Origin of the sequence: Thioalkalivibrio sp. ALE22 (assembly GCF_000381445.1) — a bacterium.
Lineage (GTDB): Bacteria > Pseudomonadota > Gammaproteobacteria > Ectothiorhodospirales > Ectothiorhodospiraceae > Thioalkalivibrio.
Window position 1 is genome coordinate 36,979 of the sequence record NZ_KB906514.1, and the last position, 13,871, is coordinate 50,849.

General features: G+C 65.3%; 11 protein-coding genes and 1 pseudogene. 6 read left to right on the plus strand and 6 right to left on the minus strand.

Annotation, left to right across the window (positions count from 1 at the left end):
- Positions 1-41: 41 nt before the first annotated feature.
- Positions 42-161 (plus strand): annotated as a pseudogene (locus F793_RS13930) (topoisomerase DNA-binding C4 zinc finger domain-containing protein); the annotation flags it as partial.
- Positions 162-196: 35 nt separating this feature from the next.
- Here the strand turns inward: F793_RS13930 and F793_RS0112785 are convergent.
- Both F793_RS0112785 and F793_RS0112790 read right to left on the minus strand, forming a co-directional pair.
- A complete protein-coding gene (locus F793_RS0112785) occupies positions 197-1,315 on the minus strand; it encodes an alpha/beta hydrolase (protein WP_018882821.1) in 1,119 nt (372 codons plus the stop codon).
- Positions 1,315-2,994: a diguanylate cyclase gene (locus tag F793_RS0112790; RefSeq protein WP_018882822.1), complete on the minus strand. Its 1,680-nt coding sequence runs from the start codon at positions 2,992-2,994 to the stop codon at positions 1,315-1,317. The genes F793_RS0112785 and F793_RS0112790 overlap by 1 nt, the downstream gene beginning before the upstream one ends.
- A gap of 372 nt (positions 2,995-3,366) precedes the next feature.
- Between F793_RS0112790 and F793_RS0112795 the strand changes: the two genes are divergently transcribed.
- Complete coding sequence (locus F793_RS0112795; protein ID WP_026280917.1) at positions 3,367-4,110, plus strand: hypothetical protein; 744 nt, start codon at positions 3,367-3,369, stop codon at positions 4,108-4,110.
- Positions 4,111-4,147: 37 nt separating this feature from the next.
- Here the strand turns inward: F793_RS0112795 and F793_RS0112800 are convergent, their stop codons facing one another.
- Both F793_RS0112800 and F793_RS0112805 read right to left on the minus strand, forming a co-directional pair.
- Positions 4,148-4,822 carry a c-type cytochrome gene (locus F793_RS0112800; protein WP_018882824.1) on the minus strand — a complete coding sequence of 225 codons (675 nt, stop codon included), beginning with the start codon at positions 4,820-4,822 and terminating at the stop codon, positions 4,148-4,150.
- 14 nt (positions 4,823-4,836) lie between these two features.
- On the minus strand, positions 4,837-5,376 hold the full coding sequence (locus F793_RS0112805) for an HIT family protein (RefSeq protein ID WP_018866069.1): 540 nt from the start codon (positions 5,374-5,376) through the stop codon (positions 4,837-4,839).
- 509 nt (positions 5,377-5,885) lie between these two features.
- On the opposite strand from F793_RS0112805, the gene F793_RS0112810 reads away from it, so the two are divergent.
- Positions 5,886-7,943: a sodium-translocating pyrophosphatase gene (locus F793_RS0112810; RefSeq protein ID WP_018882825.1), complete on the plus strand. Its 2,058-nt coding sequence runs from the start codon at positions 5,886-5,888 to the stop codon at positions 7,941-7,943.
- 47 nt (positions 7,944-7,990) lie between these two features.
- Positions 7,991-8,182, plus strand: a complete 192-nt coding sequence (locus F793_RS0112815) for a hypothetical protein (RefSeq protein WP_018882826.1) — start codon at positions 7,991-7,993, stop codon at positions 8,180-8,182.
- Positions 8,183-8,410: 228 nt separating this feature from the next.
- Here the strand turns inward: F793_RS0112815 and F793_RS0112820 are convergent, their stop codons facing one another.
- Positions 8,411-8,797: a hypothetical protein gene (locus F793_RS0112820; protein ID WP_018882827.1), complete on the minus strand. Its 387-nt coding sequence runs from the start codon at positions 8,795-8,797 to the stop codon at positions 8,411-8,413.
- A 291-nt stretch (positions 8,798-9,088) separates the two neighbouring features.
- A complete protein-coding gene (locus F793_RS0112825) occupies positions 9,089-10,621 on the minus strand; it encodes an L-lactate permease (protein WP_026280918.1) in 1,533 nt (510 codons plus the stop codon).
- Between the two features lie 235 nt (positions 10,622-10,856).
- Here F793_RS0112825 and F793_RS0112830 point away from each other — a divergent pair, with 235 nt between their 5' ends.
- Together F793_RS0112830 and F793_RS14050 are read left to right on the plus strand one after the other, a co-directional pair.
- Entirely contained in the window at positions 10,857-13,241 is a 2,385-nt protein-coding gene (locus F793_RS0112830; RefSeq protein WP_026280919.1) for an EAL domain-containing protein, read from the plus strand.
- Between the two features lie 448 nt (positions 13,242-13,689).
- The coding region (locus tag F793_RS14050) for a transposase (protein ID WP_196799900.1) at positions 13,690-13,871 on the plus strand (182 nt) is incomplete at its 3' end.

Consider the following 13,871-nt stretch of genomic DNA (forward strand, 5'->3'; position numbering starts at 1 on the left):
GCGAAAAGATAAGGACACCCATGATCTTCCCAGGCCAAGCCTGCTCGAAGTGCGGCAGCGCCATGGTGAAGCGCAAGGCCCGTCGGGGCTCCAACATGGGGCAGGAGTTCTGGGGGTGCACGCAGTATCCCGGCTGCCGCGGGACGAGGGCAGTCCAGTAGGCGGTGACCGGGCGAGAAGGTGCCCCTGTCGCAGGTCAGTTGTCCCGCCAAGCCAACAGGTTGGTTACGGCACGGATGAGCTGCCACTGGCCCACCAGGCCCACGCCTCGCGCATCGATGTGGGAGAAGCCATCGATCAGATGCAGGTCGGTCTCGCCGACTGCATGGGCGAGGCGCTCGCTTTCGGTGTGGGGAATCATGTTGTCGTCGCGGCCGTGGATCAGGAGCGCCCCGCTGGAAAGGTGCGAGAGGTCCCGATGGCTCAGGGATAGCATGTCGATGGCCTCCTGTGCGCTTGCAGGTAGGTCTTCGAGGAGCCCTGGCACGCGTTCCTGGTCATCGTTCCGGATTAACGCCAATAGGCTTCGCCCCTCTTCGCCGAGACCGGCGGCCAGCTCGTCGGTCGGGGCCTCGGGATCGTGCATGCGCCGCCAGGCAATTTCGTCGAGGATCTCGCGGTCTGCGGGGTCATTAAGGATGTGCAGATTGCCGCGCAGGAATAGCCACTTCGCCAGTGGATCGGGAGTCCTGGTTATCCAGCGGTCTGACCCGAGCTCCTGGAAGGCCCCGGTCGTGGCGAAGGTGATGACGTTCTTCGTGTCGTAGTAGCCGCCGATCCCGACCAGGAAGTCGATGCTCGCTTCTCCCTGTGGCGTTAGCGTCGCGAGCGCGGCCAGGCCCACGGCGTAAGAGATTGCCGCGACCCCGACGTCTTGGTCATCCGGCGTGCGCTCTGCCTCCAGACGGGACAACAGGGCAGCGGCATCCGCGATGGCGGCGGCATCCTGGGTTCGGATCCTCAGGGCTTTCGTGCCCTCCAGATCGGGGACCAGCACCAGGAAGCGTGCCCGGGCCAGTGTATTGGCGAGTTGTACCAGGCGGGGGTCGTCCTTGCCCTCTGGCGTAAAGCCCGGCACAAGGACAATACGGGCGCCGACATCCTGCCGGGGATGGTAGAGGTCGGCTTCGATGGCCCCTTCGCTCGTCGTGACCGTAAGCGTTTCGCGCGCGGGTTCGGGGGTGCGGTCCTTCAGCGCGCTCGGTCCGTCACCGGCCTCGATGTCCTGGAGCACCCGCATGGCCTCCCAGTGTTGCACTCCGATGTAGCTGGCAAGGATCACAAGGCCCAGCAACACGGCAGCGATGCGAAGCACTAGTCCTGACCTTCTGGGGATTCTGGTTCACTCATTTGGAAGACGACCCGGTTCCGCCCGGCGTTTTTGGCTTGATACAACGCGGCATCGGCTTGGCGGATGAGGGCGTCCGGGTCAAACCGGCGACCGGCTGATGGGGCCATGCCGATGCCGGCGGTCAGAGTGTGCTCAATGCGGTGGCCCTCGTAATCCGTGGGCGTGTCGGAAAATTCTTTGCGGATCCGCTCGGCCATCAGGCGAACCTGTTCCGGCCCGGGTGCCTCAAGCAGGATGGCAAATTCCTCGCCACCGTAGCGGATGCAGATGTCCTGATGCCGGGATAACTGCAGCAGGAGATTGCCGAGTCGGGTGAGGATGCGGTCGCCGGCATCATGGCCATAGTGGTCATTGATTGCCTTGAAGTTGTCCAGGTCGATCATGATCAGGAACACCGACAGTTCGCTGGATCGGGGGATTGCCTTTACGCGATCAAATGCCGCGTTGAGTGCGCGGCGGTTGCCCAGCCCGGTGAGCGGGTCCTGGTTGGCGATCTTCAGCGCCTGCAGGCGGTCCCGGTCCCAGTCGATCAACCTTTCTCCCAGAGCGACCAGCAGGAACACGGCTTCTAGCGCGCTAAAGGCCTGGGCGTACGCCAGTGGTGCCATGCCCCATGCAAACAATGAAGTGCCGGCGCTGAACACACTGATCAGCAGGCCCAGACCGTAGAGGCTCCAGGCCACTGTGTACCAGAGGGCATAACGCATGCCGTTCCGGTAGGCGATCGTGCCCAGGATGGGTAGCAATGCGAGTAGAGCCAGGGAGGCGAAGGAGAGGTACAGGACTGGCGTGTAGAAGCCTGCGAACCGCAAGAAGATTCCGGCAACCATGATGCCCTGGGCCGCAAGGATGACCTTGTCGATGCGGGGACAGCAGTATCGAGTCTGGAGAAACAGGCGCGAGAACTGCAGGGCGGTGATGGCGACCGCCAGGAATACGATGTGAAAGCCCTCGTTGTGCCAGAACACGGAATTGGGCCAGAGGTACTGGAAGGCAAAACCGTTCAGCAGCGCCCACATCAGAATGCTGGCCAGCAGGAATGCGGCGTACCACAGGTAAACACCCTGGCGCATGATCAGCGAGAAGGTCCCGGCGATGATGATCAGAGCCGCCAACAGGCCGTAGTAACCACCGTAGATGAGGTACTCGCCCCGTGACTGGCTGTGGAAGTGATCCGCACGGCTCAGGAAGACGTTCAGCGACATGGCGTCGGGCTTCGTGTACTGCAGCCGGAGAAACAGGTCGGTGTAACCATCCGCCGGGGTGGTATGGGGAAACGCGAGTGTCCGGTAGTTGAGCAGGCGCTCCGCGAAGGGCTGCCGGTCACTGAGCAGCACTTTTTCCAGTGGGGCGCCGTTATCGGAGAAATAGACGGCCATTTCATCCAGGTAGCTGGTCTCGTGGTGCAGAACCCAGTGTTGCGGCTGTTCCGCGTCTGCATTGGACAGCCGGACCCGGACCCAGTGGGCCTCTTTTGTGATGCCGCGGTTGATTTGATCACTGGTCAGAGGGCGGAACTGATCGAGCGGCAGTTCAGATGGCTCGTACGCGCGGTCGGTGACCCAGAAGGTCGCCGGTTCGCGCAGCGTCATGCTGCCGAGCTCGCCGATCTCGATCGTCTGTTCGGTGGATGTGGAGGCCAAGGCCGCCGGGGGAACGAGAATCCACAAGACCAGGGAGACCAGGAGGGCCAGGCCAAGCCATTGGCAGGCACTTGCACCTTGAGGCTCGAAACCGGTGGACAGCAGGGGAGGAGGGCGCTTCATTTTCACCGTGTTATGTCGAAGATCATTGCAACGGACCCGAATCAGGCATGGCTTCCATGCAGTCTGCCATTAAGGAGACGCTGATTTACTCGCGCGCCCGCGTTGGTGCCCCCCCAGTTTTTCGAGACAAAGCGTTCCGAGACGGGGCGTGTTGTGCAGCGGGTAGTGGTTCTACCCGCCCGTTTCTACACCATAAAGAGGACACCCACTATAAGTTCTGCGGATGCAGGTGTGTGTCGTTGGAGGGGGATGCGGGGTCTCGCGAACAGTCGAAAATGCAAGGATGTGCTGGCGGAGCGGTCGGGCGCGGGCGCGTTTTGGCCTGGACACGGCCGCTCGGTTCGGCGCGTCGCGCCCCGGTTGGCTGCGGGTGTGGTGGTCACGTTGGCCGTGATCAGTGGTTGCACGCCGTGGGGGGAGGAAGAGCATCCGTCCGGGTACGGCGAGGCGTCCGTGCTGGCGCCGCTCGACATCCGTGAGGCGTCTGTTCGGACGGCGGAGGGTGCCACGCTCCTTGGCATTGAAAACCTGCCCGGCGATCTCCAGGCGGACGCGCAGAACGCCTTCGGTGCGACAACGCGATTCCGGGAGGCCAGGGCATCCCCGGACGATGCCTGGGTAGCGGTGGTCACCAGCGGTGCGGCCCACAGCGCCGGCTGGCTGGTGCGGGCGGACAGCGGCGCGGCGAGCCCGGCGGCGTTTCAGTACGGGGGCCGCGTCACGATCGGGCCCTGGAGCGACGATGGGCGCCATGTGGTGTTCGCGCAGGAAGGACCTGCAGGGAACCGTACCCTGACGGTCGTGGATCGCGAATCGCTGGGCGACTCGGTGGAAGCGAATGCGATCCCGGTGCGTGTTGAGCACCACGGGGAGCTGGATCCGGAGGCGCAACGCTACGAGGCGCTGGGCTGGGTGGAGGGAACTCTTCGGTTCCGCCTCGGCGACGAACCATGGGTGTTTGATCCGGCCTCGGGGGCGGTGGAAGCGGGGTAGTGCCAGGCCGAATGGACAGGTTGCCGGCGAGCCCTGGTTATTCGTCGCGGGCCGGCAGGGAGGCGTAGTAGGCCGCGAGTGCCGCCATTTCTTCCTCTTCCAGTTCGCTCACGATGCCCTGCATCAAGCCGGCAAGGGACGTCTCGCGCGCGCCGTGGACATAGGCCTGGAGCTGTGCCATCAGATAGCGGGGCGGGTGGCCGGCCAGCGGCGGCAGGCTGGGGTTCCGTTCGCGTCCTTCGTCCCCATGGCAGGAGGCGCAGGACTGGACGTTGCGTTCCGGCAATCCTGCAAGGGCAATCTCGCGCCCTCGTTCCGCCAGATCGCCCGGCACGTCATGCGGGCCGCCCGCCGGTTCCATCTCCGCGTAGTGCCGGCTGATCGCTTCGATCTCTTCGTCGTTCAGGTACTGGGCGATCCGCGCCATGGTGGCGTTCGGGCGCAGGCCGTCCCGGTAGGCCTCCATCTGCTCCACCAGGTATTGCTCCGGCAGCCCCGCCAGGCGCGGGAACGGCGGCTGCGACTGGCCCTGACCCTGTTCGCCATGGCACTGGATGCAGGCGGTCGCCCCGCGGTCGTTGCCTTCCTGGGCAATGCGTGCACCGAGGTCCTCGTCCCCGCTGGCACTGGCCGTCGGCAGACCCAACGATGCCGCGGTCAGTGCGAGCCAGGCGACTGCGCCGAGGGGTTGGTGGAGGCGTGCCACGCGCATGGCATTGGCGTTGTTCAGGCCGTGTCGGTGCGTACGCCCGGGTGGGCATGGCGGTGGTAGTTCGCGCGATCCGGGATGACGTTGCGGATGCCGCCGCGAGGGTCTTCGACGTCGCCCGCGTAGCGCGGCAGCAGGATCACGTGCAGGTGGTCGATGCTGCGCCCGGCCATGCGGCCGTCGTTGTTGCCGACGGTATAGGCATCGGGCGGATTGCCCAGGAAGGGCAGGTCCAGGACGTTGTCGATGTGGTCCTTGGGGCGCTCGCGCAGGTCTTCGCGGACGCGCATGTTGCGGTACAGCTTTTCCAGGTCCGTGGCTTCGATGACCCGGCGCACGCCGTGAAGCGCGTCGAAGTAGTCCGCCTGTTCGGTGTCGTCGAGGTCGAACAGGGAGACCACGTGGCGCCGGGGAATGACGAGTGCGTGCCCGGGGTTGACCGGATTGGTGTCGAACAGGGCGACGAACGAGCGGTTCTCGTAGATCAGCGGGTCGGCCAGGCCGGCGGATACCCGGCAGAAGTAGCAGTTCGGGGTGGCTGGTTGGGCACTGGTCATGGGAAGGCCTGCGAGTAGGGGCTTGCGTCAGTTGGAAAGTGGCGGATTTTACGCGACTTCCACGCTTGCGTGCCCGCGTCCCTGTATGCGGCGAATCGGATACGCGGTGTGGCCGCGGGACGAATCGGGCCCGGTCGTGCGCGAGCAACGCTCTTTGTGAACGGTAATGTCGGCGCAGGTTCCGAAAACCCTGATGGCTGCATGGCTTGACGGCCGGGATCGCACCACGTAAGTTCCCTAGCATTGTAAGGGGTTTTTGCGGTCCGGTCACTGAGTGATCTCCCGGCCGACCCACCATCCCCCGATACGTTTGTCGAGGCTGTACGCCCGCGCCAGCGGCCGCCGCGCGCCTCGACGACCGGTCGCGCGCAGGCACGACCGGGCTGCACAAACCGGATGTCCGGGCCTGACCCGGGCGGTGGCGTCGCGCCTGGCGCGTTCTTCTTGAACGTCGCGGGTGCCCGCTGCGCCGGAGGATCTTGTGTCACGACGTATCGAAGGGGGAGCTCATGTCCATGCCACTTTCCGGCCTCGTGTTTGCGCTGCTGTGCGGCGTTGTCGCGCTGGTCTACGGTCTGTTGTCCATCCGCTGGGTACTTTCGCGATCGGAGGGTACCGACGAGATGCGGCGGATCGCCCGCGCGATCCAGGAAGGCGCCTCGGCCTACATGAAGCGGCAGTACACGACCATTGCAGTGGTCGGGGTGGTGCTGTTCGTAGGGCTGTGGCTGGTGATCGGCATCGGCTCCGCGGTCGGGTTTCTGATCGGTGCCGTGCTTTCCGGGGCCGCCGGGTTCATTGGCATGCATGTGGCGGTGCGCGCCAATGTGCGCACGGCGGCGGCTGCGAAGTCGAGCCTGGAGGCGGCGATGGATGTGGCCTTCCGCGGGGGCGCGGTGACCGGCCTGCTGGTGGTCGGGCTCGGGCTGCTGGGGGTGGCGGGCTATTTCGCCGTGCTCTGGTGGCTGACACCGGATGGGGGCGATGTGGGACTTTCGCCCCTGGTCGGGCTGGCCCTGGGCGGTTCGCTGATCTCCATCTTTGCCCGTGTGGGTGGTGGCATCTTCACCAAGGGCGCGGATGTCGGGGCGGACCTGGTGGGCAAGGTCGAGGCCGGTATTCCGGAGGATGACCCGCGGAACCCGGCGGTGATCGCCGACAACGTGGGCGACAACGTGGGCGACTGCGCCGGGATGGCCGCGGACCTGTTCGAGACCTATGCAGTGACCATCATCGCGACGATGATCCTGGGCACGCTGCTGATTCCCGAGCTGGGGCTGATGGCCGCGGTGTATCCGCTGGTGCTGGGTGGCGGCGCGATCCTGGCCTCGATCATTGGTACCTTCGTGGTCAAGGCGCGCGAGGGTTCCGAGATTATCCGGGGGCTCTACAAGGGACTAATCGTCTCGGGGGGGCTGGCTGCCGTGGCATTCCTGCCCATTACCCTGGTGCTGGTTCCGGATACCGCGCTGGCCAACAGCATGGGGATCGAGAGCGGGGCCGCGCTGCGCCTGTACGGGGCGGCACTGGTGGGGTTGGTCCTGACCGGCGTCATCATGGTGGCGACGGACTACTACACCTCCACGGTCTTCCGGCCGGTCCGCCATCTGGCCGAGGCCTCCACGACCGGCCATGCGACCAACATCATTGCCGGTCTGGCGCTGTCGATGAAGGCGACCGCCGCGCCGGTGCTGGCGGTGTGCGCCGCCATCCTGGTGGCCTATGCCTTTGGCGGGCTCTACGGCATCGCGATCGCCGCGACCACGATGCTGTCGATGACCGGGATTATCGTGGCGATGGACGCCTACGGTCCGATCACGGACAACGCCGGTGGCATCGCGGAGATGGCCGACTTGCCCTCCGAGGTTCGGGATACCACCGATGCGCTGGATTCGGTGGGCAACACCACGAAGGCCGTGACCAAGGGCTATGCCATCGGCTCGGCGGGCCTGGCGGCACTGGTGCTGTTTGCCGACTACACCCACGAGCTGGTGCATTACACCGGGGGTGGGCACAACTTCGAGCTGAGCAATCCGAACGTGATCGTGGGCCTGTTTATCGGCGGCCTGATCCCGTACCTGTTTGCGTCGATGACCATGGAGTCGGTCGGCCGCGCGGCCTCCGGCATCGTGAACGAGGTGCGGCGCCAGTTCCGCGAGATCAGCGGGATCATGGAGGGCACCACGAAGCCGGACTACACTCGAGCCGTGGATATGCTCACCAGCGCGGCCATCCGCGAAATGATCGTGCCCTCGCTGCTGCCGGTGCTGGTCCCCGTTCTGGTCGGCGTGTTCCTGGGTACCGAGGCCCTCGGGGGGCTGCTGATCGGGACGATCGTGACCGGGCTGTTCGTGGCGATCTCGCAGACCGCGGGCGGCGGCGCCTGGGACAACGCGAAGAAGTACATCGAGGATGGGCATCACGGGGGCAAGGGGTCGGAAGCGCACCATGCCGCAGTGACCGGCGACACGGTCGGCGACCCCTACAAGGACACCTCGGGGCCCGCGATCAACCCGCTGATCAAGGTCATCAATATCATGGCGCTGCTGCTCGTGCCCGTTCTGTAGGGCCCCGAACCGGAAGGAGAATCGACATGCCGAGAATCCGCGTACAAATGGCCCCGGATCTGGAGTTCAACATGGAACTCGACGTCGAGGGCGTCGACTGTGACAGCCGCGACTGGGACGTCCAGCAGCACAAGGCCGAGATCTACGCCGAGTTCGAGCGGCGGCTGAAGGCGGCCTTCCCCGAGGGAGTGAAGATCCACACCTTCGAGTACGGACTGGCCTGCAAGCCTTCGGGTTGATCTGCCCCGAGGCCGTCAAGAAGCGGGTGGTCCGGGACTCACCGTACAGCCCGCCGGAGGACTGACGGAGCATTGCACGCTGGCCGCGGCCTTTGAGAGGGTGTCGGGGAGTAGCGATACACGTCACCCGGGGATGGAAAGCGTGACGCGGGAGACGATCGGATTGGCTTGTCTCCGGGGGGAATGAGGCCGGTCCCGCGAGGGACCGGCCTGCCGTCTAGCGTGAGGTTAGTTCTCGTCCTCGTCATCATCGTCGCCACCCAGGTCAACGCCGCCTTCGGCACCGCCCTCGGCGCCGGCGTCGATCCCGTCGTCGTCCATGTGGGTGTCGGCGCCGGCACCCATGCCACCTTCGGCACCCATGCCGCGGTCGTCGCGCATGCCGCCTTCGGCACCCGGGGCCCGGCCCTCGCTGGCCGCACCACCGGCGGCACCGCCGGAGGCTTCGGCGCCACGATCCGAGCCGCCGGCCATCCCGCCGCTGGCTTCGGCGCCGGTCTCGGCGGCGCCTCCGGCCGAGGTACCCAGATCCTGGGCCTGTGCGGCGCCCAGGGCACCGAGCGTGAACAGCGAGCTGAGGGCAAAGGCGATAGCGGTTTTACGATAGTTCCACATGGTTCTTGCTCCTTCGTTTGGGCAAAAGTTGCACCGGTCGGATGGCCCCTGGCCGGGGCGTGCCGTCTGGGTGCAGCCCATGGATAGCGCCCCCGGGAGTGCGCATAAAGCCGCTGCGTGCGAAGTTGACCGCCAGTTCACAGACGTAGGCGGCAAGTTGCGGAGGGGTTCGCGTCTACAGGCACTGAGCCCTGTCCGCGGTCGCGTCGCCATTCGCCAGGTGCTCAGGGACCAGATGGGCAACCTGCGGGCGAGTGCCCCGGGGTCACGGGGGCGAGGGCGGCGGCAGGCCTACCAGGCGAGGGCGAGCAGGCCCGCACCGACGCACACTACGATGACCGGGACGATGGTCTCGCGGATCACCTGACCCTCGCGAGCCTGCAGCCCGGCGGCCCCGGCTGCCATGGCGATGTTGTGCAGCGAGATCATGTTGCCCACCCCGGCACCGATCAGTTGCAGGGCCAGCACGGTCGGCAGGGCCATGCCCAGGGCGTCGGCGGTATCCGCCTGGAGTTGCGCGAACAGCAGGTTGGAGACGGTGGCACTGCCGGTCATGAAGGAGCCCAGGGCGCCGAGGAAGGCGCTGAACATCACGAATGTGCCGCCCAGGATCTCCGCCAGCCCCTGGCCCAGGACCTGTGGCATTGATGGCAGGCCGGCCGCGTTGTGGCCGGAGGTCAGCAAGAGTTGGGTGAGGGCGATGATAAAGGCCAGCACGATCGCGGCGACGCGCAGCTTGGTCCAGGTGGCGGCGACGGCCTGGGCCAGCGTGGGGCGGTTCACGCGGAACAGCACCAGGGCGGTGAGCAGGGCAAGACCAAAGTAGAAATACGGGGTGTACAGCGGGGTCAGGCTCTGGCCGAGTTCGATCTCCCGAAACGCCCCGGGCGACCAGCGCACGGACTGCAGGGCCTCGCGCAGGGGCATGAAGGTCCGCGACGCGATCAGCGCAGTGGCCATTACCGCGAAGGGGACGAAGGCCAGCAGGACGCGTCCGACCGGGGCCTGCTCGACTTCCTCCCGTCGCTCGTGGCCGGGCAGCAGGAAGCCGCGATGGGCCGCCAGGGCGATGACCGCCATGGCCGTCACGCCCCCGATGATGGATGGCAGCTCCGGTCCCACCAGCCAGGCGACCAGCAGGTACGGAATGCCGAAGGCCAGGGCCGACAGCACGGCGAACGGCACGAATGCGCGGAAGCGCCCGCGATCCTCGCCCAGGGTGGCAACCCAGACCATGAAGAGCGTGACAAACGGCGCCAGGGCGGTGTGGATCACGGCCGTCTGCAGCACCGCGGAGCGGGTGGTTTCCGCATCCAGGCCGAGCCCGGCGAAGCCGATGATCACGGGGGTGCCGGCCGCACCGAACGGGACGGCGGTGCTGTTGCCGATCAGGGCGATGGCGACCGCCTTCAGCGGCCGCATCCCGAAGTAGACCAGTAGCGGGGCGGCCAGCACCGCGGGGGTGCCAAAACCAGCGATGCCCTCGACGAAGCTGACCAGTCCCCAGCCGAGAAGCATGGCCAGTACCCGGTGATCGCGCGAGACGCTGGCGATCACCGACTGGATCGCATCCATCTGGCCGGTGCCGATCATCACGTTCAGCACCAGCAGGGCCATCAGGATGATGAGCAAGACCTCCACGAACACCACCGCAGCATCCAGGAGGCTTGCGACCAGCACCGTGCCCGAGACCTCCCAGACCAGTACGGCCAGCACGAGTGTGGCGAGATAGGCGAGCGGCGCGGCCTCGAAGGCGGGGCGGCGCAACGGCACCAGCCATATGAACAGCAGCACAAACGGCGCCAGCGTGAGCCAGAACAGCACCTTCACCTCCCCCGCACCAAGCGAGCTGTCATGCTACTCCCTGGCGACCCGCCTGGCACGAAGGAAAAACCGGGTGCGAGTGCTGCTCTGATGAACGCCACAATGGTCCGCGGTTCTCACCCTTTCAGGCGGATCGTCCACCGGCTATAGTCCATGGGTAACGTGTGCGTTTTCATGGACATTGCGGAAACGCGTCCGGTGATGCCATACGTCGCATCGACACAAAGGGGATGGGATGCGGGCACAGCTCCGGTTACGGAATACCTGGCGGGTCTACGCCCGGTATGTCGGATTTTCCGTCGGAATTGTCTTGTTGTTGGCGGCGGTCCAGTTCCTGTTTGTATACGGGGCTGATCGTTTCGAGCTCCGCCTGGTGGCGATCCCCTCCGTGGTGGGTGTTGTCTTCGGGGTCATGCTGGCCCGGATGCATCTCCTGCGGTCGCAGACCGATCTCCTGAATACCTTTGTTGAAGCGACCCAGGCCAGCAGCGACCACGAGGAGGCCATTGGGCATTTGCTGCGGGTGGTTGCCGAGCAGCTGCAGATGGATGGCGTTGCCCTCTATGAACTCCAGCAGGGAGAGCGGGGTGTCCGCCAGATCCGGCATCACCCTCCGCATCAGGCCCCGCCATTGCCCGAAAGCGTGTTGCGGGAACTGTCGGTGTTTTCCCTGGAGGACGGCCAGCCCGGAAGCTGCGAAGAACTTCGCTCCCGGGGTCTGGATTCGCCTCCCGCTTGTCTCGAAACGGTTGGGCTTTCGCTTCCCGACGACCGGCGTGGTCTGCTGGTGCTCTACCGCCACGATGCGAGGCGCAAGCCCCCGGACGCGCTGGAGCGGCGGTTCCTGCAATTGGCGGCCGACTGGCTGAGCATGACCCTGACACACATGCATCAGCAGGGGATCATCGCCAGTGAACGGGAACAGAACCGGCGCGAGAAGGAGCGGGCGCAGACCACGCTGGAGTCGATCGGTGATGCGGTGATTACCACCGACGACCATGGTCGTATCGAATACGTCAATCCGGTCGCCAGCCTGCTGCTGGGGGAGTCCGCCGCACAACTGGCCGAGCGGCCTCTCGACGAGGCGGTGCGTCTGGAAGACGAGACCAGCGGGGACTCGATGTCCGCGTGGTTTGAGTCCAGAGGTCAGGTCGCGCGGGATGCACGCCAGCATGTCCATATGCGCCTGCATACGGCGAACCACCAGACCCGTCCGGTCCAGCTCTCGTTTACACCGATCCTGAATCGCGCCGACGGCAGCCAGGCGAGCGTCCTTGTGATGCGTGACGTCAGCGAATTGCGCGAGGTGATGCGCCGGCTCGACTATCAGGCCACGCATGATGCCCTGACCGGGTTGTTGAACCGTCCGGCCTTCGAAGCGTGTCTCGAGGAACAGCTACGTTCCGCGCGCAAGCACCACACTCGGCACACCCTGTGTTATCTGGACCTCGATCAGTTCAAGATCATCAATGACACCCGTGGGCATACCGCGGGTGACGAGCTTCTGCGTCAGATTTCGGCCCTGATGCTTCATCTGGTGAGCGAACGCGATATCGTTGCGCGTCTCGGTGGGGATGAATTCGGGATCCTGATGGTCGATCGGGACATCGAGGAGGGGCGAACCCTGGCCGAGGAGATTGGCCGGGAACTGGCCAACTTCCGTTTCTACTGGGACGAGTCGACGTTCTCCCTTTCGGCCAGTCTGGGGCTGGTCGAGGTCAGTGATGCGAGCGAGTCGACCCGACTGATCCTGCAGCAGGCGGACGCGGCCTGTTATGTGGTCAAGGATACGGGGCGCAACCAGGTGCGCGTGTTCCGGGCGGAGGACGAGGACTTATGTGACCGGGTGGGCGAACTACACTGGGTCAGCAGTATTCCGGACGCAATCGAGCAGGGTCGTTTCGAACTCTGGGCACAACCGGTGCGCCGCCTGGCCGACGATTCGGATGCGTATTCCGAGATCCTGCTTCGGCTGCGCGACAGCGCGGGTGAGCTGGTTCGCCCGGACACCTTCATTCCGGCGGCCGAACGCTATGACCTGATGGGGCAGGTCGATCGCTGGGTGGTGTCCCGGACGCTGACGTACATGAAGGAATGGCAGGCTGCGGGATGCCGCGTGCTCCCGGTGATGGGGATCAACCTGTCCGGTTCGTCACTGAATAACGATGCCTTCCTGGAGTTTCTGCAGGAGTCGGTCGTGAAGTCCGGCATACCCGGCGACCGCCTGTGTTTCGAGATCACCGAGACCGCAGCGGTGCGCCATCTGCAGCGCACCGCCCGCCTGATGACCGAGATGCGACGAACGGGCTGCCAGTTCGCGCTGGACGATTTTGGCAGCGGTCTGTCTTCTTTTTCCTATCTAAAGCACCTTCCGGTGGATTATCTGAAGATCGATGGCGGTTTTGTCCGTGACATCAACACCGATCCAGTCGATCTTGCCATGGTGCGGGCCATTCACGAGGTGGGTCAGATCCTGGGGCTGACCACGATTGCCGAACAAGTGGAGGACGATGCCATCCGGGCCCGCCTCGTGGAGGTTGGTATCACCCATGGGCAGGGGTTCGGCCTGGATCGTCCGGAACCACTGGTCGCAGCAGAACGGGTCCGCCAGGCGAATTGACCTCTGCACTCCGGGTGCGTGACGCCGACCGGTACCGGGCGGCGTCGCGTATCACGAGCCGGTAGATAACGACGGGCATGCGGCCGGGTTTTCCGGGGTCCCCGATCCGACTGCCTGCTGGCGGGACTCCTGATGCTCACCCGGAAGTCGAGGTGGAGCAGGTGCCCACGGGTTTTGTCGGAAGGAGTCGGCCGTCGCCCAGTCGTCGACGTTGGCCGGATAGAGGGGGCGGGATGGTCGGGCGTATCTGGAGCAATCTGGCCTGTGACTTTCGGAATACACGGGCGGCATTCGCGGCGTTGGGCATGCTGGCAGTCCTGGGCGTGTTGCTGTATTCGGACTGGTTCGAGTAGTGTGCTGAGTTATGTGCAGAAGCTGGCAGGAGGTGAGCGGCCATGGTATTCGGGTTGGTTAGCGACCACCGGAACCCCTCAAGGAGGGCGAGACCATGACCACTCACAAGAGGCAGGCTACTGCGGATCGCACGTCACTGCGAGCGCTTTTGGGGACAGACGAGGAACTGATGCGCACGCTGGTGCGCGAGGCGGTCCAGCAGGTTCTGGAAGCCGAGATGAGCGACCAGCTCCAGGCGGCACCGGGCGAGCGCACCGAGGGCCGCCTGGGCTACCG